The following is a 22391-nucleotide window of genomic DNA, read 5'->3' as shown; positions in this document are numbered from 1 at the left end:
GAAGTGTTGGTATGTGAATTTAATGTTTTATATACTCATGGCCATTTGTATAGAACCACCTGATAAATTTTAATTATAAAACGTTTAAGGCTGAGATGAAGAAGTCCAATGATTGGCCTTAAAGTCAAGCACTTTTTTCATAAAATTATGAGTGCTTTTATTGTCCACTTTCACTTTAATAAAATAGTGATCTCGATAAATAGAATATTCCTCAGCTTTACCTTTATAGAGCTTAAGTTTGTAGTATGGTATTATCAGCGCATAAGTTTCTAACAACGATCTAAAACTTACAATAATTCCGTCTGGGCGCATTTCAATATTACACGTGTTAGTATATTTATCAAGAATAAGCAGGTTATGAATTTTAATACTTGTTGAGGTGATAAAAAGCTTATTAGAGCCTATACCTTTCATCTTTATGCGTTCTGCTAACGAAAAAGCTTTACCAACTTCGGTATTAATTTTTTCTTTTCGTTCAGGGTTATTGTAAGAAACGTTTAAAAGCATAAAAATAATCTTAATAATTCTATATAAAGGTAATTCAAACTTATTATAAAAACTCGCGTAGAGTTCATTATCTTTGCGGTTCAAAATTTTTTGAAGAAATGACTATTCAAGACACATTAGCAGAAAAAGTTAAAGAAGCTGTAAAACACCTTTACCAAGCAAAATTAGAAAGTGTAGAATTTCAAGCAACTCGTAAAGAGTTTGATGGAGACATAACCGTAGTGGTTTTTCCTATGTTGCGCCAAGTAAAAACTAATCCTGTGCAATTAGGTGAGGCTATAGGGAAATATTTAGAAGAAAATGTTGAAGAAGTTTCTGGCTTTAATGTGGTGAAAGGTTTTTTGAATATTGTATTGAGTGATGCATATTTCTTAAATTTTTTCAATCTGATGAAAGATGATGAGCATTTTGGAAGCATTTCTACAGACGATCAGTCACCAAAATTAATGGTAGAGTATTCTTCACCCAATACCAATAAACCACTTCACTTAGGGCATATTAGAAACAATTTATTAGGGTATGCTGTTGCTGAAATTTTAAAAGCAGCGGGAAATACAGTTTATAAAACTCAGATTATTAATGACCGTGGTATTCATATTTGTAAGAGTATGTTGGCTTGGCAAAAATTTGGGCAAGGAGAAACTCCAGAATCTACCGGATTAAAAGGTGATAAGCTGGTAGGGAATTACTATGTGAAATTTGATAAAGAATATAAAACTCAAATTGCCGAGTTACAAAAACAAGGCGCATCAGAAGAGCAAGCAAAAAAAGAAGCTCCACTTATTTTAGAAGCACAAAAAATGCTATTGCAATGGGAAGCCGGAGACGATGAGGTGGTAGCGCTTTGGGAAAAAATGAACCAATGGGTTTACGATGGTTTTAAGCAAACTTACGCAGCACTTGGGGTAGATTTCGATAAAAATTACTACGAAAGTAATACCTATTTATTAGGAAAAGAAGTGGTGAATAAAGGACTTGAGAAAGGCGTTTTTTACAGAAAAGAAGATGGTAGTGTTTGGATAGATTTGACCGACGAAGGTTTAGATGAAAAAATCGTTTTGCGTGCCGATGGAACTGCGGTTTACATGACGCAAGATATTGGTACCGCCATTCAGCGTGTAGAAGATTATGCCATTAATGGTATGGTTTATACGGTAGGGAATGAGCAAGATTATCATTTTAAAGTTTTGTTTCTTATCTTGAAGAAACTAGGTTTTGAGTGGGCAAATCATTTATACCATTTAAGTTATGGGATGGTAGATTTACCTAGCGGAAAAATGAAAAGCCGTGAAGGAACCGTTGTTGATGCTGATGATTTAATTGAAGAAATGACCAAAACTGCACAGAAAATTTCTGAAGATTTAGGCAAATTAGATGGTTATACCGATAAAGAAAAAAACAAACTTTATAAAACTATAGGACTAGGCGCTTTAAAATATTATATATTGAAAGTAGATCCTAAAAAAAGAATCTTATTTAATCCCGAAGAATCGGTAGATTTTCAAGGAAATACGGGACCGTTTATTCAATACACGTATGCAAGAATTCGTTCTATATTAAGAAAAGCAGATTTTAACCATTCAGCAGATTTAACTAATTATCAATTGAATGAAAAAGAGCGTGAAGTCTTGAAGTTGCTTCAGCAATATCCTGAAATTATTCAGTTGGCAGCAGATCAACACAGCCCAGCTTTAATAGCGAATTATACCTATGATTTAGTGAAAGAGTTTAATTCATTTTATCAAAATGTAACAATTCTAGGTGCCGAGGTAGAAGAAGAAAAAATCTTTAGAGTTCAGCTTTCAGAAGCTGTAGCCAATACTATTAAAAATGCTTTTTCATTGTTAGGAATAGGAGTTCCTGAACGTATGTAAAATAGAGTTTCATTAAAGAATACTTAAAAAGCTGCATTTTTATAGATGCAGCTTTTCTGTTTTTAATGTAAAGGTCTTCTTTTAATCATTCCGCCTTTGGTGTCTTTTACCGCAGTCATCACTACAAAAGCATTTGGGTCTATTTTTAAAATTTCGGTATTTAATTTATTTAATTCTAGTCGAGTAAGCACGGTAAAAATAATATCTAAGTTATCGTTACCACCATCGTGCTTGACACCGCGTTCACCTTTGTAAATGGTAACCCCGCGGCGTAAATCGTTTAAAATCATTAAGCGAACTTCTTCACTATGTGTAGAAATGATGTGAACACCGATATATTCTTCGATACCTTCGACTACAAAATCTAAAGTTTTAGAAGCCGCAAAATAAGTAATCATCGAATATAGAGCTGCTTCAATAGAAAGAAGCCAAGCGGCAGTTGCAAAAATTATTACGTTTATAATCATAATAATATCTCCAATAGTAGCTCCAGATTTTCTACTTAGAAATATCGCTAATACTTCTGTACCATCGATTACTGCACCACCACGTATAGAGAAACCAATTCCAGCCCCAAGAAAAAAACCACCAAAAACAGCAACAAGTAGTTTGTCGTCGGTCACTTCAGGAAAATGAATATTTGCTATAACTAAAGAAAGTAAAATAATGGCTAAGCCAGTTTTAATAGCAAATTGTTTACTTATAATATTGTAACCTATAATTACAAAAGGTAAATTAATAAGTAAGATAAGCCAGTGCAATGGTAAATCTGTAATTCCTGTAAAAAGTAAAGCTATACCCGTAGCGCCACCATCTATAAAATTATTGGGTAGTAAGAAGCTTTCCAGCCCAAAAGCAGCAGCAAAAATACCACAGATAATAAAAATAGCTTCTTTAGTAAGTTGCCTTAAGCTAATTCTAAACTTTCTAACTGCTTTTGCATGTTTAAAATCTGAAACAGGTGTGCTTTCTTGAGCCTTATCTTCACTTTTGTTAATGAGTTGATTTAGGAACCTTCGCCAAATATTTTTCATGAAGTTTTATTTGAAAAGGAAAGATGAGCATTTTTTAGCTCTTATTAAAATTTAAGTCTAAATACAAAGTTAGGAGTTAGGCCTAAAGCTTTTTGATTAACTAGATAAACTTGATTGTTATTATTTAATCGATAGTAAGAATTGATAATGTTTTTTCGGTCAAGCAAATTCCAAATCGATAAACCTGCGTAGGCGATTAATTTCTTTTGAATTTTAAATTCTTGGCTTACCGAAACATCAACTCGCATATAGTTTTTTAAATTACCACTATTCATAAGTTCATAATCAAATTGATTGTTAGTTATTCCGTTAGCCGATATTGGGGTGAAGGGTTTACCGCTGCGCCATATAAGTCCGCCAGATGCTTTAAAATTTTTATAACTGTAGGAACTTGCGAAGGTAAATGAGTTTGCAATTTCAAAATTATTAGGAATTGTTGAAGCGGGTAAATCTTTAAAATAATAATTATTTTCTGTAAAGGAATAACTCAACCGAGCGTCAAAATTTTTAAACTTTTTATTAATTAATAGGTCTACTCCCAGAATTTTGTAATCGCCAATAAGCTGAGCATATTCATATTGATTCTGAAACCCTTGAGTTTGAGAAGAAATACCTTCTACCTTTTTTAAATAGGATTCTATACTTGCCAACCAGTTATTTTTTTGATAGTTTATACCTAACGAAACTTGTTTACTTTTCGTAACTGGTAAGGTTTGCTGATTGGCCAATTGCCATTTTCTATTTTCTATGCCTAAGAAGTCATTCTGAAAATTAATTACTTGAGATATAGATTGATTTTTTATCTCTCCTAAAATTTCTATTGAAAAATGCTTGAAAAATTGTTGATTAAAACTTAATCTTGGTTCAGCTAATAGAGAATGAAAAGTATTGATGTAATTTAAACGCAATCCAGTATTCAGTACTGTTTTTCTGTCCTTACTCTGGTATCGTAAATTAGAAAATACATTGTTTGCATTTATTCCGTTTTTAATCGCTTCTTCATTAGTAATGGTTGTTTCGGTTTCAGTATCTTTAGTGTTTGTGGTGATGAATTGGTAACCCGCATTCAGTTCAAATAGATTGTTTAATGCCCAGTTGCTCGTGATTTTTAAACTATTTTCATATAAAATATTTTCTTGTTCTAAGTAAGTATTCGCATTTATACTACTGTTTGTAGAGTTTAAATTATAGTTAGAATGATATAATTGAAGACTTGTAGCTAAATTTTCAGACCAATTTCTATGGTAGTAAGCACCCATTCCTAAACTGCTTTGGGAGAGCTCGCTAACTTTGCGTTGAATTGAATTAAGAGAAAATTCTTCTGCAGTAAACTTTAATTCATTATTGATAGAAAAGTAATTTAATCTCAATACGTCTTGTTCTGAAAGTTTATAGAGCCAACGAAAACTTACATCAGAAAAATAAAATTTTTCTTTTGTATTCAACATTTTATCAGGGTTAGCTGTTAATTCTGTGTTTTGAAAAGCTCTGTCGTAATATTGTAAATAGGTAGGAGTAATAAAGGCATTATTAATAGAAGTTCTAGCTGAAATTTGTATGGAAGATTTTTGGTCTAACGGAGTGTCTATAAAAGCATCTGTACTCAAAAAAGTAAGCCCAAGCTCTGCAGTAAAATCCTGATTTATTTTTTTATCTGAAGAGAGCTCAATAACACTCGAAACACTATTTCCGTAAGAAGGGGGCGTTCCGTTCTTAAATAATTTTACGGTATGATTTTGGTGTGGATTAATAGCTGAAATAAGTCCGAAAAAATGTCCTGCTTGGTAAATCCTAATGCCATCCCACAAAATTAAATTTTGATCGTTAGTGCCTCCTCTAATGTTGATATTAGAAACTTTTTCGTTTACACTTTCAACACCGGGTAAGGCTTGAATGGTCTGAAAGGCATCGTTTTCAATAAGACCGGGAATAATTCCTATTTTATCAAAATTAATTTTGTAGCTGCCGTCTTTCATTTTAGAAACTCCTTTGGCAATCACATTGGCGAGAATTATTTCATCTAATTCTTCAACTATTAATTTTTGAGAATTAGCTTTAATGGCAATTTTAGCATCAACAATAATTTGATTTCCCCCTATTAAAGTGAATTTAAATCCTGTTTTACCTTCTAGAAAAGTAATAGTTTCGCTAACAGATAACATATTAGGGGGTTCGGGAACTTCAATATTTTTTAAATCATCGTCTGCATAAGAAAATTTATAATTAGAATGCTTTTCTAAAATTTCAAGAAGTTCAGTAAGCGGAAAGGTATTTTGACTTTTTTGTTGAGAAAAAAGTTGCTGGCAAAAAATGAAAAAAACTATAAAAAAGAGGTAGTTTTTATTACTCACGCTTAGCAATACTTACAATATCACCTTCTATTTTGTAGGTAAAATGAAAAGGGATGGTAATCGCCTTTAAAGCCTGATCTAAATTACGATGTACAAAACTTCCAGTAAAGGTTTGGTTTTTATCAAAAGTAAGATTTTTTACCTGAATTGTAACCTGGTATTGTCGCTCTAGTTCATTTAAAACTTCTTGAATAGGTATGCTGGTAAAACTGCTTTCTCCTTTGGTCCAAGTAGGAGTGATTTCAGAAATGTTTTCTACTATACTAGTTTGGTTAATTTGTCTAAACTCTTTGCCTGCAGGCAATAAAACGGTTTTATTTTTAGTTTTCACTTCAACTAAACCTTCATAACAAGTAACTATAAATATCTGGTCACGTTGTTTTACATTAAATTGAGTGCCTCTTACGCTAACTGCTCCTAGTGCTGTTTGTACCGTAAATGTTTCACCTTTTGCTACTTTAAAAAATGCCTCCCCATCTAAGTTAACTAGCCTGTTTTCACTCCAATGGTCTTCGCTAAAGTTTAAATGAGAACTTGCATTAAGTTGAAGTGTTGAGTTGTCTGGTAGTTTAATTTCTTCTGTAGAAGCGATTTGAGTTGTAAATTCTTCAGAAGAATTACTAAAAAACATTGTATAGCTAATAAATGCTAGAACTAATATCGCTGCAATTTTACCAAAAACACTCAACCAATTGCTAGAATTGTGATCGCTATTCTGGATATCTTCTTTAATTTTTTTATAAGTGGTATCAGCGTCAAATTTTGGCGCTTTAAAATATTGGGAAGCAGTAGCAATTTTTTGATAATCTTTAAAAGCATCAAGCTGCTCTAGTGCTGCTCTTTCTTCTTGAGAAAGTTCACCGTCTAACCACTTTTGTATAAGTTTTTCTTCTTTCATCTTCTTGTCTCTACTACTAAAACAAATAAGTTTCTTTTTTTCCTACCCTGTTATTTAAATTTCTTTTAAATCTTCTCTCAGTTTTTTTAAAGCCGAATAAATTCTTTTTTCAACAGCTTTTCTAGAAATGCCTAAAATCTCTGCAATTTCCTTATGTTTTTTACCTTCGGTACGATTCATCATAAAAGTAACACGTTGGGCTTCGGTAAGTTTAGAAAGCGCTAATTGAAATTTTTCTAAGTATTCTTTTTCTTCAACTAAAAATTGCGGGTCTTGATGATTTATTTTCTGCGTTTGTGTTTTTTGATATTTTAAGACAACTTTCTGATGGTTAAATTCATTAAGCATCAGGTTATTGGCAATCGTAAATAAAAAAGATTTAGCTTTTGTGGGAGGTACATCTTTGCATTTTTTCCACAATTTTATAAAAGCTTCTTGTACTTTGTCTTGGGGGTGAAGTTGATCTCCAAATTTATAATAAAGAAAATTGTATAAATGAGTAGCGTGATTGTTGTAAATCTTATTAAAAAGATGCTCTTCACAAACGTTTTCTTTTAAAGATTTTCTCATTCATTAAAATTTTAAGAGGATAAATGTAGAAAAATTTATTTTAAAGTAGGAGTTTTTGGTTTTCAATTGTTATAAAGAAAACAGATCGTTTTTCAATAACCGTGAATTCTAGTTATTAAAAAACAAAAAAGTATTTGTTGTTTATGTTTAAGGGGAAAACGGCCGTTTTAATAACGGTCGTTTTTTTATTGATTACTTTTTATTGTTATGTTTCAAATCGTTAACTTTGCAAATCTCAAAAATTGACTGAAAGATTATGTTTGATAATTTAAGTGATAAGTTAGATAAGGCGTTACACGTATTAAAAGGGCACGGCCAGATTACAGAAGTTAATGTTGCAGAAACATTAAAAGAAGTAAGACGTGCTTTAGTAGATGCCGATGTAAACTTTAAAACCGCTAAAAACTTTACCAATGTGGTGAAGGAAAAAGCATTAGGGCAAGACGTACTTACCGCCTTAAAACCTGGGCAACTTATGGTAAAGCTTGTAAAAGATGAGCTTACCGAACTTATGGGAGGAGATGCTGAAGGCATTAATCTTTCTGGTGACCCTAGCATCATCTTAATGTCAGGTTTACAGGGTAGTGGTAAAACAACTTTCTCTGGTAAGCTGGCTAATTTTCTTAAAACTAAGAAAACTAAAAAACCTTTATTAGTTGCTTGTGACGTTTATCGTCCGGCAGCGATCGATCAGTTACACGTGGTAGGTGATCAGATTGGTGTGGAGGTGTTTTCTGACCGTGAAGAAAAAAATCCTGTAGCGATTTCTCAAAAAGCAATTGCTTACGCTAAAGAGAATGACTTTAATGTGGTAATTATAGATACCGCTGGTCGTTTAGCAGTAGATCAAGCGATGATGAATGAAATTTCAGACATTCATAAAGCTATCCAACCTCAAGAAACACTTTTTGTAGTAGATTCTATGACAGGGCAAGATGCTGTGAATACAGCAAAAGCTTTTAACGATACTTTAAATTTTGATGGAGTTATTCTAACAAAATTAGATGGTGATACTCGTGGTGGTGCTGCAATCTCTATTAAATCTGTCGTGAATAAACCAATTAAGTTTATTGGTACAGGTGAAAAGATGGAAGCAATAGATGTATTCTATCCTGCACGTATGGCAGAACGTATCTTAGGGATGGGAGATGTGGTGTCTTTAGTAGAAAGAGCTCAAGAACAATATGACGAAGAAGAAGCGAGAAAGCTTCAAAAGAAAATTGCTAAAAACCAGTTTGGATTTGACGATTTCTTAAATCAAATACAGCAGGTGAAGAAAATGGGGAATATGAAAGACCTTATTGGTATGATCCCTGGTGCTGGAAAGGCAATGAAAGATATAGATATTGATGATGACGCTTTTAAACATATTGAAGCGATTATTCATTCAATGACTCCAGCAGAGAGAACACAGCCTACTTTAATTAATGCTAGTAGAAAAAGAAGAATAGGTAAGGGGTCTGGTACTTCTGTTACTCAAGTAAATCAATTGTTGAAGCAGTTTGATCAAATGAGCAAAATGATGAAAATGATGCAAGGCGGCGGCGGAAAGAAAATGATGCAAATGATGAAGGGAATGAAATAAAATAAAAAGGCTGGACGCAAAATGTTCCGGCCTTTTTTAATAAGCAGAAGTTAATTACCACGATTCAATTTATAAAAAAAATGATATTATTAGACGGTAAAAAAGTTAGCAACGACATTAAAAATGAAATTGCAACTGAAGTTGAAAAAATGGTTAGCCACCAAGAAAAGGTTCCTCATTTAGCTGCAATTATTGTAGGGAATGATGGTGCTAGTATGACATACGTTAATAGTAAAGTAAAAGCCTGTAAGCGCGTAGGTTTTGAGTCTAGCTTAGTGCGACTATCAGGAACAACAAGCGAAATGGAATTGCTTGATAAAATTGAAGAATTAAATAATAATGATGATGTTGACGGATTTATTGTTCAATTGCCACTACCTCCGCAAATAGATACACAAAAAGTATTAATGGCGGTAGATCCAGATAAAGATGTAGATGGTTTTCATCCTACCAATTTTGGTAAGATGTCTTTAGATATGACCTCATTTATACCTGCTACTCCCTTTGGGATTCTTGAGTTATTAGAGCGTTATGATATTCCAACCAAAGGAAAACATACGGTAGTGATAGGGCGAAGTCATATTGTAGGAAGGCCTATGAGTATTTTAATGGGAAGAAGCGGTTTTCCTGGAAATTCTACGGTTACCTTAACGCATAAATACACTAAAAATATCACCCAAATTACTTCACAAGCAGATATTATAATTATCGCTGTTGGGATTCCTCATTTTCTAAAAGCAGAAATGATAAAAGATGATGCGGTAGTAATTGATGTAGGAATCACCAGAGTCCCTGATGATTCTACAGAAAAAGGTTATAAAATTGTTGGTGATGTAGATTTTGATAATGTAAAAAAGAAAGCATCTCACATTACTCCAGTTCCTGGTGGTGTAGGCCCTATGACTATTGCTATGTTATTAAAAAATACACTTTTAGCAAGAGAGCGTCACAGAAAAAGAGAAAAATTATAAAATAAATAAAAAAAGGAAGCTAAACAGCTTCCTTTTTTTATTTAATCTTGTTCAAGTTTCCAATCTAAGTATTTGTGTAAATCTGTTTCTACAAAACGAAGTGCTAAAGTAAAAACACTAAAATCGTCTACGTAGCCAAAACCAGGAATAAAATCTGGTATTAAATCTAAGGGGTTTAATACATATAATAATGCAAAAACAATAGAAGCAATGCTAAACCAAGGTACATCTTGGTAAAATCCTTGCTTGTAATCTTTTAGCATATTGATCATAAGTTTGCCTAATTCTGCATATTTTTTCAGCATTCCGGCAGCAGACATTTTTTTGTCTATTTGTTCTTGATTGTCTAACGTATCTGTAACATCTTTTTCTCGTGTATTACTAGCTCCATGTTTAACGTACTCTTCGTTAATTTTGTCTTTAATTCCTTCAAACATCATATTATAATTTTTTTTGATTCATTTCTTTTTTTAGCTTTTCTTCATTTACACTATCATCTTCTTCTTTTAATTTGTGCTTTCCGTATTCTTTTTTATAGATCATGATAATCAATAGAAATAAAGATAGTAATAACGGACCAAATATTAGGCCAATAAACCCAAATAGTGGAACGCCTACCACTACGCCTAATAGCGTTATTAGAGGATGAACGTCAGATAGTCTTTTAAGAACATATAACCTAATGATGTTATCTGAATTACCAACAACTACGAGTCCATAAATAAGAATGCCAATAGCTTGCCAGTTTTCTCCTTGTGAAAGCAATAAAAGAATTACAGGTACTATACCAATCGCTGTACCTATAAATGGGATCATAGAGCCAATGGTTGTAATTACGAACCAAAAAAACGGGTCTGGCACGCCAAAAATTAAAAATCCAATAAGTGCAATTATTCCTTGTACCAGAGCTACAAGCGGAATACCTATTGCATTTGCAATTACCATGTTGCTACTCTCATTACCTATAAGTACTAAGTTTTCATGATTAATAGGTAAATATTCATCTAACGACTCTCTAATTTTATCTTGATAGGTGAGCATGTAATATAAAATAAAGTACATAATGCCTATAGCAATAAAAGCATTAAAAGTACCGCCTGCTAAATTTTGTAAATTATTTGAAACCCAACTTGTAATTTCTGAAGTATTAATTTGGTCACTTATACTGTAGTTAAGTGAATGTTCCCATGTATCTACTTGAGATTTAAATACCTGTACTATTTTTTCTGAATTATTTACTGCTTTACCTATTTTAGAAGTAAGCATTAAAATAATTCCAGTTACAGGAACCAAAATTCCTATAAATGAACCTATCATTAATAAAGCGGCGGCTAAATCTTTATTCCACCCTTTATCTACCAATTTTTTCATCCATCCCTTTAATAGAAAGAAGAGCGTGATGGCGCCTAAAATTCCGGAGAGGTAAGGGGTAAGTTCTTTAAAGATCAGTACGCTTAAAAAGAGAATAAGCAATAAAATAAAAAGTTGCCTTACTAAAGAAGGTTGTAATGTTTTCATAGGCTAGTTTGCAAATAATTGTCGTTGGTCTTTAAAAGCTTTAAACTCTAATGCATTTCCGCAGGGATCGTAAAAAAACATGGTAGCTTGTTCTCCTATTGTTCCTTTAAATCTTATATAAGGCTCAATTTCGAAAGCCACTTTTTTTTGCTGAAGTTTTTTTGAAAATAAATGAAAATCTTCCCAAGTTAATACAACTCCAAAATGAGGAACTGGTACTTGTTTGCCATCTACCAAATTTGTTTTATCTTCTTGTGAAACTTCTTTTTCTTTGTGATGAATTACTAATTGGTGACCAAAAAAATTAAAATCTACCCAATGTTCGTCGCTTCTGCCTTCTGAAAGTTCTAAAACATCGCTATAAAAACTTCGGGCAGTTTTAAGGTTATCTACAGGAATAGCTAAGTGAAAAGGTTGAATTTCTTTCATCAATTAGTGACTTCTAAGTGACTTTATTAATTCTTCTTTAGACATATTAGAACGACCTTCTATACCTACTTTTTTTGCTTGTTGGTATAACTCTTCTTTTGTGCGATCTTCATATTTATGACTCTTTCCACCTTTTTTCCCGGCATTTGGAGTGTTTGCTATGCGTGCAGATTTTTCTTTACTATAGCCTTGATCACGTAAAGCTTCGTATTGATCTTCGTTTTTAATTCTGTTAGCCATTTTTATTTTAAAAATAGGAAGAATTAAAAATCTTTATACTTAAAAATATGTTACTTTTTACGTGATATTCTATTACGCTTTGGTTTGGTTGAGGTTATTGTTTCTGCTGAAGCTTGAGAGGCTTCTTCCGTTTTTATAGAACCGCTAATTAATTCATTTAAATCATTAAATTCTTCTTCAGATAGTTCTCTGTATTTTCCGACAGGCAAGTCTAATTCTATATTCATAATACGAACTCGCTTTAAATTAATTACATCGTAATTTAAATATTCACACATTCTTCTAATCTGACGGTTGAGTCCTTGAGTGAGTATAATTTTAAACTCGTGGCTACTTATTTTAGAAACCTTGCATTTTCTGGTAACGGTATCTAAAATAGGCACGCCATTACTCATTTTATTTAAAAAATCATTATTTATAGGTTTATTAACCTCTACAATGTATTCTTTTTCGTGATTATTTCTTGCTCTCAAAATTTTATTAACAATATCACCATCGTCTGTAAGTAAAATAAGACCTTGACTAGGTTTGTCTAACCTGCCAATCGGGAAAATTCGTTTGGGGTAATTAATGTAGTCAATAATATTATCTTTTTCTACGCGTGTGTCTGTAGTGCAAACAATACCAATAGGTTTGTTGAAAGCGAGATAAACATTTTTTTCTTTTTTAACCGAAATTAATTCTCCGTTTACTCGAACTTCATCATCATTAGAAATTTTAGTTCCCATTTCTGGTACATTTCCATTAATGGTTACTCTGCCTTGGTCTATAAGTAGATCGGCTTTTCTGCGTGAACAATAGCCTACTTCACTTAAAAATTTATTGATTCTTTTTAATTTTTTTTCTTCTGACACAGATGGGAGTTTTTATTTTTTTAGAAATTGAATAATTTCGGAATAAATATAATCATTATTGAGCGAATGCCCAGCGCCTTCAGTCTCTATAAATTCTGAATGGTGAAGGTTTTTATGAATACTCATAGAAGCTTCTACGGGTGCAATTTTATCATATTTATCATGTATAAGCAATGTATATTGTTTGACTTTCTTAGCAAATTTGGCAATAGAAAATTCATGGAATTTAAAGCCTAATTGAGTTTGAAAGCTATTCTCTAGACCTCTCATAACTCTTGGTTTTAAATTTAAAATTTTCCTATAATCGTTCATGATTTGCTCTAGTTCTGACGGAGGTCCTAAAAGCACTAATTTATTTATGGCGTTATTTGAGTACTCATGTTGATGAAAGACCGTCGTCATTGCACCAATACTATGGCCAATTATTATTTCTGGGGAAAATTCTTGCACCATTTTTTCTACACATTTTGCATAGAAAGGAACATGAATAAAGTTTCCGCCAGAATACCCATGAGCCGGAGCATCAAAAGCATAAATATTATAATTTTCTTCTTTTAATTTTTCAATTAAGGCTTTCCATCGGTAGGTATTGCTTTCCCAACCGTGAACGAGTAAAATGGTTTTACCAGAACCCTTCCAGTGATATGTCTGAAGTTTAATTTCATTTACTAATACAGTGTTGGTTTTAGCCTTATTTAGAAATTCTTCTTGTTCAGGTTTTACTCTTCCTCGTCGAGGAGTGCAAAATAGGTAAAATGCTTTTTTTACAGCTTTTTGAGGCTTAACCAAATGCAATGTGTTTAATCTTGCACCAATTATTATTGGAAGGTATTTGTTTATTGTTTTTTTCATATCAACCTCAGGTTTGGGGTAAACTTAGTCGTGATTATTTTTGTATTTTACAATTCCCATTCCTAAAAAAAAGAAGAGAATGCCTGAAAAGATAAATGTCCACGGTATTGAAATAGCGATAGTTCCTAAAACTCCCAAAAAACCTACAATTAAACTCGCAAAACTAATTACAATCGATGATGTTCCTAAAAATTTTATCATGCCTATTTTATTAAGATATAAAAATACAAGGTTTAGTTTTTAGCAAGGATCGATTAACATATATTAAACAAAGCTTAATTCGTTTTCCATTTTTTTATTTCACGTATGGCAGCTTCTTCACCAGTCCATCTTAGTATTTGCACCTCGTCTTTCAAATCATAATTATCAAACCAATTTCCAATCATTTTTCTAATAGCTGGATATTGAGTTGAAAAGTCATGAAAATTTGCGGCTTTGATAATACGTTGTTTTTCATTGCTAGGAATAGCTATAATTTTATGGTCAACGGCTCCATCATCAATCATCTCTAACATCGCTATAGGGATAATTTCCATGATACTTCCAGTAGGTGTGTTTTCTCCTAAAACAAGTACATCTAGCGCATCTCCATCGCCACCATGATCAGGATCTGAATAGGTTGAAGGGATAAAGCCATAATTTCCTAAGTAGGGAAGAAAATCAATGATTCGTTCTTTTCCTTCTAACGAGTCAACTATAAATTTTCTAGCAACTTTATCATACTCGATTTTATGATTTGTTCCTGCTGGAATTTCAACTACCGCTTGAATGTTATTGTTAGAGGAGTATGTTGGTAAATGGTAATAGTCTTTATTTTCTTTAGGAGCATCGCAAGAAAAAAATATTATACACAAACCAATTGTTATTATAAATATAGATTTGTTCATTTTATTCCCAACCAATCCAAAAGCGTTTAATTTTTGCATCATCAGGTATTTGATTTGGTTCTACAGGAATATCTGTGTTGTATTTGGCATCACCAGAAATGTATTTTTTATCGATGGCGATATAAGCATTAAGTTCATCTATGAAAATAACAATATTGCTTAATGTGTTTTCTATACGTGAGATTTTATAATTTGTAGAAATGTCTTTAAAAGTACTCTTTAAAGTTAATCCTTTTTCGGTTTTAAAGCGTTTGTCTTTTATCTGAATACTAGCGACAGTGCTAGTACTATCAAATTTTTGTACCGGCGTAAGTAATAAAAGTTGATTTCCTTTTTTATCGTAAACAGAAATTTGATTACCACCTCTAAATTGATTTCTACCATTTTTTACAATAGAATCGTTAGCATAAATTGAGTCTAGTTCTTTTACTTTTACTTCTTTGTTAAGTAGCCCTACTTGATCTTTAGAAATTAGAAAAGGAGTTACTTTTTCTTTTTTACTACAAGAAGCTATCATTGCAATTAGCGTAAAAAGAGCGATTATTTTTTTCATTTTTAAGTCGGTTTTTAAAGGGTAAAAATAGTAATTGTTATTTGCTCTTAGAAATAAAAATCAATTTATCTTATAGTTACTTTTAATTTATAATGCTGAAAAAATTTCAGTTCTTCTGTGAATCACTATCTTTGCGGCGTGATGAAAAAAGAAGAAATAGAGCAGTTGGTAAATGAAGGTAAAATGCTTCCTTTAATGGAAGAATTTTATACCATTCAGGGAGAAGGTTTTCATAAAGGAACAGCCGCATATTTTATAAGAATAGGCGGTTGTGATGTCGGTTGCCATTGGTGTGATGTGAAAGAAAGTTGGGATGCCGAAAAGCATCCGCCAACCGCTACCGAGCAAATTGTTGAAAATGCGACTAAGTATAGCGATACTATTGTTATTACTGGCGGAGAACCTTTAACTTGGGATATGACCGAGCTTACTACACAGTTAAAAGCAAAAGGTGCTCAACTACATATAGAGACTTCTGGAGCTTATGAGCTAACCGGAGTTTGGGATTGGATTTGCCTTTCACCTAAAAAACTTAAATTCCCAACTCAAAAAGCTTACGATAAAGCTCACGAATTAAAGGTAATTGTCTTTAATAAACACGATTTAAAGTTTGCTGAAGAGCAAGCTGCAAAAGTAAACGGAGAATGTATTCTTTATCTACAACCAGAGTGGAGCGTTCGTGAAAAAATTATTCCGCTAATTGTAGATTATGTAATGAAAAATCCAAAATGGAAAGTTTCTTTACAAACACATAAATACTTAAATATACCTTAAAATTTTTAAATTGAATTAATTTTAACGCCTACGTTAATTTGTTAATCGTAATATTGCAATATACAATTAAAATAATGGGATTAACCAAATCAGCTATTTTTACCGAAGAGCAAAATCATTTAGCGAGAATGGCTAAAGTTTTAGCGCATCCTGCACGCGTGGCTATTCTTCAATATTTGGTAAAAGTAAATCAATGCATTTGCGGAGATTTAGTTCATGAAATTGGTTTAGCGCAAGCAACCATAAGTCAGCATTTACGTGAGCTTAAATCAGCAGGAATTATAAAAGGCAATATTGAAGGAACTAGCGTTTGCTATTGTATCGATGCCGAAGTTTGGCAAGACGTACAACAATTATTTGATGGTTTTTTCAATATCAACTCAACATCTCAAAGTGACGATTGTTGCTAAAAAAATTTAAATCAATTAATCGTAATATTGCAATAATACAATTATGAAAACTAAAGAATTTTTAAACGTACTCAAAACAAATCAAAATCTTCCTGTGTATTTCGAATATCAGTCAGGGAACTTTGTGAGAACAGATTTTCATCTTACAGAAATTAAAAACGTCGATTACAATACGGTAGATTGCGGTGGAGTACAGAATAAGTGGCAAGAAGTTCATGTGCAATTATGGGAAAATGAAACACCAGAACCCAGTCATCAGCTTACCGCAAGTAAAATGTTATCAATTTTTGAATTAGTTAATAAAGTAAGAACCACTTTAAAGAATGTTGAAATTTTATTTGAATATCAAAACCAGAACTTCCATAAAGCAACTTTACCAGTAAATGATTTTGAAGTGAAAAACGATTTATTAATTTTTCGTTTAGGCGAAGGGTTTACCACTTGCAAAGCAAAAGATAGAGTTACAACAGAAGACGAAAAAGCTCAAGCTTGCTGCGCTTCTCCTGTAGAAGAAGTAAAAACAGAAGCCAACCAATGCGGTTGTTGCTAAACTTTATTCAGTATGAAAAAATTAAGTTTTTTAGATCGTTACCTAACCTTGTGGATTTTTATAGCCATGTTATTAGGAGTCGCTATTGGATATTTTTATCCTCAAAGCTCAGAAACTATCAATAGCTTTCAGCTCGGCTCAACTAATATTCTAATTGCTGTAGGATTAATTTTAATGATGTTTCCGCCTTTAGCAAAAGTAAACTATGCATTATTACCTAAGGTTTTTAAAAACACAAAAGTGCTTACACTTTCGCTACTGATGAATTGGGTTTTAGGGCCCTTGCTTATGTTTTTCTTAGCAATTACATTTCTAAGAGATTATCCAGAATACATGATTGGTTTAATTTTAATTGGTTTAGCTCGTTGCATCGCTATGGTTTTAGTATGGAACGATCTAGCGGAAGGAAGCCCCGAATATGGAGCTGGATTGGTAGCTTTAAACAGTATTTTTCAGATTTTTGCCTATAGTTTTTATGCGTGGTTATTTATAACTAAACTGCCGCCATTATTCGGTTTTGAGGGTGCGCTTGTCGATATTTCTATCGCTACCATAGCAGAAAGCGTCGCTATTTATTTGGGTATTCCGTTTTTGTTAGGAATTGTTATTAGGTATATAGGAGTGAAAACCAAAGGAGAAAAATGGTATAATGAAAACTTTATTCCGAAGATTTCGCCACTTACTTTAATCTCGCTTTTATTTACCATCGTTTTAATGTTCAGTTTAAAAGGAGAGTTAATTGTAGAAATTCCGCAAGATGTTCTGATTATAGTAGTTCCATTGCTTATTTACTTTGTGGCGATGTTTTTAATAAGTTTTTTTACAGGTAAAAGTTTAGGAGCATCATATAAAGTGAATACTTCAGTTGCATTTACCGCAAGTGGTAATAATTTTGAATTAGCAATTGCGGTGGCTATTGCTGTATTTGGGTTAAATAGCGGTCAGGCTTTCGCTGGGGTTATCGGTCCGCTGGTAGAAGTTCCGGCACTTATTTTATTAGTAAAAGTAGCTTTTTGGCTTAAAAAGAAATATTATCATACGCAATCTGTCTAACTATGAAATTTTATCCTCAAATTGAAAAATTAATTAAAGAATTAGAACAAGATTTCTCCTTTATTTCTGAAGAACGAAAAACCGATTTAAAACTTTTTGCAGAAAAAATTAGAGAAAGCATCCAGCAGTTTAAAAAGGCGAAAGTAATTGTAATTTGTACGCATAATTCTAGAAGAAGTCATTTGGGACAAATTTGGCTTCGATTGGCAGCAGAAAAATATAATATTCCTATGGAAACATTTTCTGGAGGAACAGAAGCAACGACTTTTCATCCTAATATGATTTCAGCATTAAAAATTTCCGGATTTAGAGTAGAAGAAATTAACTCAGGTGAAAATCCTAGTTATCAAGTTAAAATTTCAGAAGAAGATAATAATCGCGAAGAATTATTTTCTAAAGTTTATTCAGACCAATACAATCCACAAGGAAATTTTATAGCCGTAATGGTTTGTACAGAAGCAGATGGCGGTTGTCCTTTTGTGGTGGGGAGTGTAGCAAGATTATCACTTCCGTATCAAGATCCTAAGTATGCAGATAAAACTTTGCATCAAGCAGCAGCTTATCAGGCAACGTTAAATGAAATAGGGAGAGAGATGCTTTTCGTGGCGTCACTTGTCTAATGTCTAATTATGCAATAAAAAAAAGCCTCACTAATTAAAGAAAGGCTTTTTTGTTCATTTGATTTATTCTGCATTTTGTAACGGGACTTCAATAAAAGTATTTTCCCAGCCAATTAACAAATTAGTGCCATTTTCAATGGGTTGAAAAGCGATAGAAAAGTCTTCTATAGGTGCAGCAGCTTTTCTAGCTGGTGCTTTAATTCTTAATAAATCTTTGCTATCATCATATTCGTATGCGCCCCATTGATTTCTTGCTTTGTTCAAAATAAGCGTCCATTCTGTTTTTTCTGGTATGGTATATAAAGAATAAGTACCAGCAGGAATAGTTTGTCCGCCTATAGTCATATCATTATATATTCTTAATTCTGTAGCTTCATTGGCTCCGGTTCTCCAAACTTTACTGTAAGGTACGAGTTCTCCAAATATTTCACGTCCACGCATTTTTGGTCTACTATAAATTACTCTCGCCATAGGAGAGCTGTCATCGTTTCTAATAATAGCAACATCCATTGGACTTTTATCGAGGTCAGAGAAATCTTGTGCTTGAATATCTACACTCAATAAGCTAAAGATCATAAATAAACTTAAAACTGCTTTCATAGTTGTATTTTCTATTTTCTTTAAATATAACTTAAACGCAGAAGTATTATTGTTAAGGTTTTATATATCTTCTGTTAAAATTAAAGGTAAGGTATGTAGGGGTTTAAATTGTTGCTTAGAAAGCTTATTTCGAGTTAATTGTTAATAACTTGAAGGTTTGCAGGCTTTTCAGGCTCTATTAGTAGCACTGGTTTTGCTATATTTGTGTTCTAAGTATGTTAAAAATTGAATATGAGCGAAGAAGTTAAAAAAGATTATTCTGCAGATAGTATACAGGCCTTAGAAGGTATGGAGCATGTACGTATGCGTCCGTCAATGTATATTGGTGATGTTGGAGTGAGAGGGTTGCACCACTTAGTTTACGAGGTGGTAGATAACTCTATCGATGAGGCGATGGCTGGCTATTGTGATGCTATTGATGTAGTGATAAATGAAGATAACTCTGTATCTGTAAAAGATAATGGTCGTGGTATTCCTATTGATCTTCACAAAAAAGAAGGGGTTTCAGCATTAGAGGTTGTGATGACCAAAATTGGAGCCGGAGGTAAATTTGATAAAGATTCTTATAAAGTTTCAGGTGGTCTTCACGGTGTAGGGGTAAGTTGTGTTAATGCACTTTCTATTCACTTACACGCTAAAGTTTATAAAAAAGGCCAAGTTTGGGAGCAAGAATATGAGAAAGGGAAGCCGCTTTATCCTGTAAAAAGTACGGGTGAAACAGATGATAATGGTACCTCTGTAACTTTTAGACCAGATCCAGAAATATTTAAAGAAATTACCGTATTTAGTTATGATACATTAGCTAAACGATTAAGAGAGCTTGCTTTCTTAAATAAAGGAATTAAAATTTCTTTAATAGATCGTAGGCATAAAGATGAAAAGGGTGAATTTATTTCTGAAAATTTTCATTCTGAAGAAGGTTTAAAAGAGTTTATTCGCTTTTTAGATGAAACGAGAGAGCCAATTATTGCTGATGTTATTGCTATGGAAGGGGAGAAAAATGGTATTCCTGTAGAAGTAGCAATGATTTATAATAATTCATACAATGAAAATCTTCATTCGTATGTAAATAATATTAATACTCATGAAGGAGGGACCCATCTTTCTGGGTTTAGGAGAGGATTAACTTCTACCTTAAAAAAATATGCAGATAACTCAGGCATGCTTGATAAGCTAAAGTTTGAAATTGCAGGAGATGACTTTAGAGAAGGCTTAACTGCAATTGTATCTGTTAAAGTTTCTGAACCTCAATTCGAGGGACAAACTAAAACAAAATTGGGTAACCGTGAGGTGACATCCGCAGTATCTCAAGGGGTTTCAGAAATGCTTGAAGCGTACTTAGAAGAAAACCCTAACGATGCAAAAACAATTGTGCAAAAAGTAATACTAGCAGCACAAGCACGTCACGCAGCTAAAAAAGCGCGTGAAATGGTTCAGCGTAAAACCGTGATGAGCGGTGGTGGTTTGCCTGGTAAATTATCAGATTGTTCAGAAATAGATCCTGAACAGTGTGAAGTATTTTTGGTAGAGGGTGATTCTGCAGGTGGAACTGCTAAACAAGGTCGTGATCGAAACTTTCAAGCTATTTTGCCTTTACGTGGTAAGATTTTGAACGTAGAGAAAGCCATGCAGCATAAAGTTTTTGAGAATGAAGAAATTAGAAACATATATACGGCTCTTGGAGTTACTATAGGTACAGAAGAAGATAGTAAGGCATTGAACCTTTCAAAATTAAGGTATCATAAAATTGTAATTATGTGTGATGCAGATGTTGATGGTAGTCACATTGCTACCTTAATACTAACCTTTTTCTTTAGATATATGCGAGAGCTTATTGAAGCTGGACATATTTTTATAGCAACACCGCCATTATATTTAATCAAAAAAGGAAACAGAAAACGTTACGCTTGGAATGAAAAAGAACGTGATGAAATAACTAATGAATATGCTGGGGGAGTAGCTGTACAACGTTACAAAGGTCTTGGTGAGATGAATGCCGAGCAGCTTTGGGATACCACCATGAATCCAGAATTTAGAACCCTACGTCAAGTAACCATCGATAATGGTGGAGAAGCAGATCGTATCTTTTCTATGTTAATGGGTGATGAGGTGCCACCACGTAGAGAATTTATCGAAAAAAATGCTGTTTATGCAAATATTGATGCATAAAAAAGAATAATTATCATTTATAAAATAAAAAACCGTAATTTACGTAAAGTAATTACGGTTTTTTTAATTTATTGATAAGATGAAAAGTGTTTTATTTGTTTCGGCTTTGTTGAGTACTTTAATTTTAAATGCTCAAGATAATATTAAAGATTTTTTAAGGGCAGGTGTTGATAACGCAGAGCGTTTTAGTGAGAGTTATATCGCTCCAGCTGCAGAAGCATCCGTTTATAATTTAGCTAATGGTTGGTATAATTCAGGAAAGGTGAAAAAAACCTTTCATTTTGAAATTTCTGTTGTAGCAAATGCAGCATTCGTAAGTGATGATAAGCAAAATTTTGAATTAAATGTAGGTGATTATTCAAACATTAGTTTCCCTGATGGTGCTCAGCGTAAAAGTGTAGCGACTATATTTGGAGAAAATAACCCAGATCAATTAGTAATTATCGAGTACGATACGGGTATAGCAACCGAAACTGCAGAAATTAAACTTCCGCAAGGTTTAGGAGATAGTAATATTAATTTTGTTCCTTCTGCTTACTTACAAGGAAGTTTGGGGCTTATTAAGGGGTTTGAACTTAAAGCTAGATTTTTGCCAGAAATTGAATATGACGGAACAAAAACTAAACTTTATGGTGCTGCATTACAGCATGAATTTACAAATTGGTTAAAAGGTGCAGATTTACTGCCAGTTGCTATTTCTGGACTAATAGGTTATACACGAATTGATGCTTCTTATGATCTAGATGAAAGCTCTATAGCAGGTGCCGGACAAGAAATAAGTTCAGAAATGAATAGTTGGGTTTTTAGTGCAATAGCCTCTACTAAACTACCAGTAATTAATTTTTATGGAGGTTTGGGCTTTGTGAGCGGTAATGCGACCACAGCTTTAAAAGGAAGTTATATAATCGATGCTGGTCCTTCTCAGGGGATAGAGTTGATTGACCCTTATGCTATAAAAACATCTATTAATGGCATAAATGCTACGCTTGGTTTTAAATTGAAACTTTCTTTCTTCAGGTTAAATGCGGCTTATAGCTTTCAAGAATACCAAAATTTTAATATCGGACTTAATTTTGGGTATTAATTCTATTT

The 22391-nt window shown here is 32.8% G+C and carries 25 protein-coding genes; 10 read left to right on the top strand and 15 right to left on the bottom strand.

What is annotated here, in order from left to right:
• Positions 1-84: 84 nt before the first annotated feature.
• Positions 85-507 (bottom strand): hypothetical protein, encoded by a 423-nt coding sequence (locus KW502_RS10250; RefSeq protein WP_219040539.1) that lies wholly within the window; start codon positions 505-507, stop codon positions 85-87.
• A gap of 98 nt (positions 508-605) precedes the next feature.
• Between KW502_RS10250 and argS the strand changes: the two genes are divergently transcribed.
• On the top strand, positions 606-2381 hold the full coding sequence (gene argS, locus KW502_RS10245; protein ID WP_219040465.1) for an arginine--tRNA ligase: 1776 nt from the start codon (positions 606-608) through the stop codon (positions 2379-2381).
• A 62-nt stretch (positions 2382-2443) separates the two neighbouring features.
• Here the strand turns inward: argS and KW502_RS10240 are convergent, their stop codons facing one another.
• Genes KW502_RS10240 through KW502_RS10225 form a run of 4 tightly spaced genes read right to left on the bottom strand, consistent with a single transcriptional unit; the run spans position 2444 to position 7234 of the window.
• Positions 2444-3415, bottom strand: a complete 972-nt coding sequence (locus tag KW502_RS10240) for a YitT family protein (RefSeq protein WP_219040464.1) — start codon at positions 3413-3415, stop codon at positions 2444-2446.
• A 44-nt stretch (positions 3416-3459) separates the two neighbouring features.
• A complete protein-coding gene (locus tag KW502_RS10235) occupies positions 3460-5766 on the bottom strand; it encodes a TonB-dependent receptor plug domain-containing protein (protein ID WP_219040463.1) in 2307 nt (768 codons plus the stop codon).
• Positions 5759-6664, bottom strand: a complete 906-nt coding sequence (locus tag KW502_RS10230) for a FecR family protein (protein ID WP_219040462.1) — start codon at positions 6662-6664, stop codon at positions 5759-5761. Before KW502_RS10230 ends, KW502_RS10235 begins: the two co-directional genes overlap by 8 nt.
• 54 nt (positions 6665-6718) lie before the next feature.
• The gene (locus tag KW502_RS10225; protein WP_219040461.1) at positions 6719-7234 is read right to left on the bottom strand and encodes an RNA polymerase sigma factor; all 516 of its coding nucleotides are present in this window, start codon (positions 7232-7234) and stop codon (positions 6719-6721) included.
• 256 nt (positions 7235-7490) lie between these two features.
• On the opposite strand from KW502_RS10225, the gene ffh reads away from it, so the two are divergent.
• Positions 7491-8819, top strand: a complete 1329-nt coding sequence (ffh, locus tag KW502_RS10220) for a signal recognition particle protein (RefSeq protein WP_219040460.1) — start codon at positions 7491-7493, stop codon at positions 8817-8819.
• Positions 8820-8899: 80 nt separating this feature from the next.
• On the top strand, positions 8900-9790 hold the full coding sequence (locus KW502_RS10215) for a bifunctional 5,10-methylenetetrahydrofolate dehydrogenase/5,10-methenyltetrahydrofolate cyclohydrolase (RefSeq protein WP_219040459.1): 891 nt from the start codon (positions 8900-8902) through the stop codon (positions 9788-9790).
• A gap of 41 nt (positions 9791-9831) precedes the next feature.
• Here the strand turns inward: KW502_RS10215 and KW502_RS10210 are convergent, their stop codons facing one another.
• The 9 genes from KW502_RS10210 to KW502_RS10170 form a co-directional block, all read right to left on the bottom strand.
• Positions 9832-10230 (bottom strand): YkvA family protein, encoded by a 399-nt coding sequence (locus KW502_RS10210; RefSeq protein ID WP_255554205.1) that lies wholly within the window; start codon positions 10228-10230, stop codon positions 9832-9834.
• 1 nt (position 10231) lies between these two features.
• The gene (locus KW502_RS10205) at positions 10232-11308 is read right to left on the bottom strand and encodes an AI-2E family transporter (protein WP_219040458.1); all 1077 of its coding nucleotides are present in this window, start codon (positions 11306-11308) and stop codon (positions 10232-10234) included.
• 3 nt (positions 11309-11311) lie between these two features.
• Positions 11312-11737 (bottom strand): VOC family protein, encoded by a 426-nt coding sequence (locus KW502_RS10200; protein WP_219040457.1) that lies wholly within the window; start codon positions 11735-11737, stop codon positions 11312-11314.
• Between the two features lie 3 nt (positions 11738-11740).
• Positions 11741-11977: a DUF7218 family protein gene (locus KW502_RS10195; protein ID WP_219040456.1), complete on the bottom strand. Its 237-nt coding sequence runs from the start codon at positions 11975-11977 to the stop codon at positions 11741-11743.
• 50 nt (positions 11978-12027) lie between these two features.
• Positions 12028-12831, bottom strand: a complete 804-nt coding sequence (gene rluF / locus KW502_RS10190) for a 23S rRNA pseudouridine(2604) synthase RluF (RefSeq protein ID WP_219040455.1) — start codon at positions 12829-12831, stop codon at positions 12028-12030.
• 12 nt (positions 12832-12843) lie between these two features.
• Positions 12844-13683, bottom strand: coding sequence for an alpha/beta hydrolase (locus KW502_RS10185; protein ID WP_219040454.1), 840 nt, complete (start codon positions 13681-13683; stop codon positions 12844-12846).
• Positions 13684-13707: 24 nt separating this feature from the next.
• Complete coding sequence (locus KW502_RS10180) at positions 13708-13884, bottom strand: hypothetical protein (protein WP_219040453.1); 177 nt, start codon at positions 13882-13884, stop codon at positions 13708-13710.
• A gap of 74 nt (positions 13885-13958) precedes the next feature.
• Positions 13959-14609, bottom strand: a complete 651-nt coding sequence (locus tag KW502_RS10175; RefSeq protein WP_255554204.1) for an inorganic diphosphatase — start codon at positions 14607-14609, stop codon at positions 13959-13961.
• Complete coding sequence (locus KW502_RS10170) at positions 14572-15123, bottom strand: hypothetical protein (protein WP_219040452.1); 552 nt, start codon at positions 15121-15123, stop codon at positions 14572-14574. Before KW502_RS10170 ends, KW502_RS10175 begins: the two co-directional genes overlap by 38 nt.
• A gap of 141 nt (positions 15124-15264) precedes the next feature.
• Between KW502_RS10170 and KW502_RS10165 the strand changes: the two genes are divergently transcribed.
• The 5 genes from KW502_RS10165 (at position 15265) to KW502_RS10145 (ending at position 18530) form a co-directional block, all read left to right on the top strand.
• Positions 15265-15897, top strand: coding sequence for a 7-carboxy-7-deazaguanine synthase QueE (locus KW502_RS10165; protein ID WP_219040536.1), 633 nt, complete (start codon positions 15265-15267; stop codon positions 15895-15897).
• Between the two features lie 74 nt (positions 15898-15971).
• On the top strand, positions 15972-16307 hold the full coding sequence (locus tag KW502_RS10160) for an ArsR/SmtB family transcription factor (protein ID WP_219040451.1): 336 nt from the start codon (positions 15972-15974) through the stop codon (positions 16305-16307).
• A 43-nt stretch (positions 16308-16350) separates the two neighbouring features.
• Positions 16351-16857, top strand: coding sequence for a DUF6428 family protein (locus tag KW502_RS10155; protein WP_219040450.1), 507 nt, complete (start codon positions 16351-16353; stop codon positions 16855-16857).
• A 12-nt stretch (positions 16858-16869) separates the two neighbouring features.
• Positions 16870-17910, top strand: coding sequence for an ACR3 family arsenite efflux transporter (gene arsB, locus KW502_RS10150; protein WP_219040449.1), 1041 nt, complete (start codon positions 16870-16872; stop codon positions 17908-17910).
• Positions 17911-17912: 2 nt separating this feature from the next.
• Positions 17913-18530, top strand: a complete 618-nt coding sequence (locus KW502_RS10145; protein ID WP_219040448.1) for a low molecular weight phosphatase family protein — start codon at positions 17913-17915, stop codon at positions 18528-18530.
• A 63-nt stretch (positions 18531-18593) separates the two neighbouring features.
• On the opposite strand, the gene KW502_RS10140 is transcribed toward KW502_RS10145, so the two are convergent.
• Positions 18594-19130 (bottom strand): DUF2911 domain-containing protein, encoded by a 537-nt coding sequence (locus KW502_RS10140; protein ID WP_219040447.1) that lies wholly within the window; start codon positions 19128-19130, stop codon positions 18594-18596.
• A 231-nt stretch (positions 19131-19361) separates the two neighbouring features.
• On the opposite strand from KW502_RS10140, the gene gyrB reads away from it, so the two are divergent.
• Positions 19362-21299, top strand: coding sequence for a DNA topoisomerase (ATP-hydrolyzing) subunit B (gyrB, locus tag KW502_RS10135; protein ID WP_219040446.1), 1938 nt, complete (start codon positions 19362-19364; stop codon positions 21297-21299).
• 79 nt (positions 21300-21378) lie between these two features.
• Positions 21379-22383: a DUF6588 family protein gene (locus tag KW502_RS10130; protein WP_219040445.1), complete on the top strand. Its 1005-nt coding sequence runs from the start codon at positions 21379-21381 to the stop codon at positions 22381-22383.
• Positions 22384-22391: the final 8 nt, after the last annotated feature.

It is taken from the genome of Mesonia aestuariivivens, assembly GCF_019311235.1.
Classification (GTDB): Bacteria; Bacteroidota; Bacteroidia; order Flavobacteriales; family Flavobacteriaceae; genus Mesonia; species Mesonia aestuariivivens.
Note: the sequence above shows the minus strand (reverse complement) of the source record. Positions and strands in the feature narration are given on the sequence as shown.

Excerpts from the sequence above, each read along its gene's own strand:
- KW502_RS10225 (WP_219040461.1), bottom strand. The coding sequence starts at position 7,234 with ATGAGAAAATCTTTAAAAGAAAACGTTTGTGAAGAGCATCTTTTTAAT.
- KW502_RS10175 (WP_255554204.1), bottom strand. The coding sequence starts at position 14,609 with ATGCAAAAATTAAACGCTTTTGGATTGGTTGGGAATAAAATGAACAAA.
- argS (WP_219040465.1), top strand. The coding sequence starts at position 606 with ATGACTATTCAAGACACATTAGCAGAAAAAGTTAAAGAAGCTGTAAAA.
- KW502_RS10215 (WP_219040459.1), top strand. The coding sequence starts at position 8,900 with ATGATATTATTAGACGGTAAAAAAGTTAGCAACGACATTAAAAATGAA.
- KW502_RS10230 (WP_219040462.1), bottom strand. The coding sequence starts at position 6,664 with ATGAAAGAAGAAAAACTTATACAAAAGTGGTTAGACGGTGAACTTTCT.
- KW502_RS10205 (WP_219040458.1), bottom strand. The coding sequence starts at position 11,308 with ATGAAAACATTACAACCTTCTTTAGTAAGGCAACTTTTTATTTTATTG.
- KW502_RS10210 (WP_255554205.1), bottom strand. The coding sequence starts at position 10,230 with ATGATGTTTGAAGGAATTAAAGACAAAATTAACGAAGAGTACGTTAAA.
- KW502_RS10140 (WP_219040447.1), bottom strand. The coding sequence starts at position 19,130 with ATGAAAGCAGTTTTAAGTTTATTTATGATCTTTAGCTTATTGAGTGTA.
- KW502_RS10165 (WP_219040536.1), top strand. The coding sequence starts at position 15,265 with ATGAAAAAAGAAGAAATAGAGCAGTTGGTAAATGAAGGTAAAATGCTT.
- KW502_RS10240 (WP_219040464.1), bottom strand. The coding sequence starts at position 3,415 with ATGAAAAATATTTGGCGAAGGTTCCTAAATCAACTCATTAACAAAAGT.
- KW502_RS10180 (WP_219040453.1), bottom strand. The coding sequence starts at position 13,884 with ATGATAAAATTTTTAGGAACATCATCGATTGTAATTAGTTTTGCGAGT.
- arsB (WP_219040449.1), top strand. The coding sequence starts at position 16,870 with ATGAAAAAATTAAGTTTTTTAGATCGTTACCTAACCTTGTGGATTTTT.
- KW502_RS10170 (WP_219040452.1), bottom strand. The coding sequence starts at position 15,123 with ATGAAAAAAATAATCGCTCTTTTTACGCTAATTGCAATGATAGCTTCT.
- KW502_RS10155 (WP_219040450.1), top strand. The coding sequence starts at position 16,351 with ATGAAAACTAAAGAATTTTTAAACGTACTCAAAACAAATCAAAATCTT.
- ffh (WP_219040460.1), top strand. The coding sequence starts at position 7,491 with ATGTTTGATAATTTAAGTGATAAGTTAGATAAGGCGTTACACGTATTA.
- KW502_RS10185 (WP_219040454.1), bottom strand. The coding sequence starts at position 13,683 with ATGAAAAAAACAATAAACAAATACCTTCCAATAATAATTGGTGCAAGA.
- KW502_RS10195 (WP_219040456.1), bottom strand. The coding sequence starts at position 11,977 with ATGGCTAACAGAATTAAAAACGAAGATCAATACGAAGCTTTACGTGAT.
- KW502_RS10130 (WP_219040445.1), top strand. The coding sequence starts at position 21,379 with ATGAAAAGTGTTTTATTTGTTTCGGCTTTGTTGAGTACTTTAATTTTA.
- KW502_RS10250 (WP_219040539.1), bottom strand. The coding sequence starts at position 507 with ATGCTTTTAAACGTTTCTTACAATAACCCTGAACGAAAAGAAAAAATT.
- KW502_RS10200 (WP_219040457.1), bottom strand. The coding sequence starts at position 11,737 with ATGAAAGAAATTCAACCTTTTCACTTAGCTATTCCTGTAGATAACCTT.
- gyrB (WP_219040446.1), top strand. The coding sequence starts at position 19,362 with ATGAGCGAAGAAGTTAAAAAAGATTATTCTGCAGATAGTATACAGGCC.
- KW502_RS10145 (WP_219040448.1), top strand. The coding sequence starts at position 17,913 with ATGAAATTTTATCCTCAAATTGAAAAATTAATTAAAGAATTAGAACAA.
- KW502_RS10160 (WP_219040451.1), top strand. The coding sequence starts at position 15,972 with ATGGGATTAACCAAATCAGCTATTTTTACCGAAGAGCAAAATCATTTA.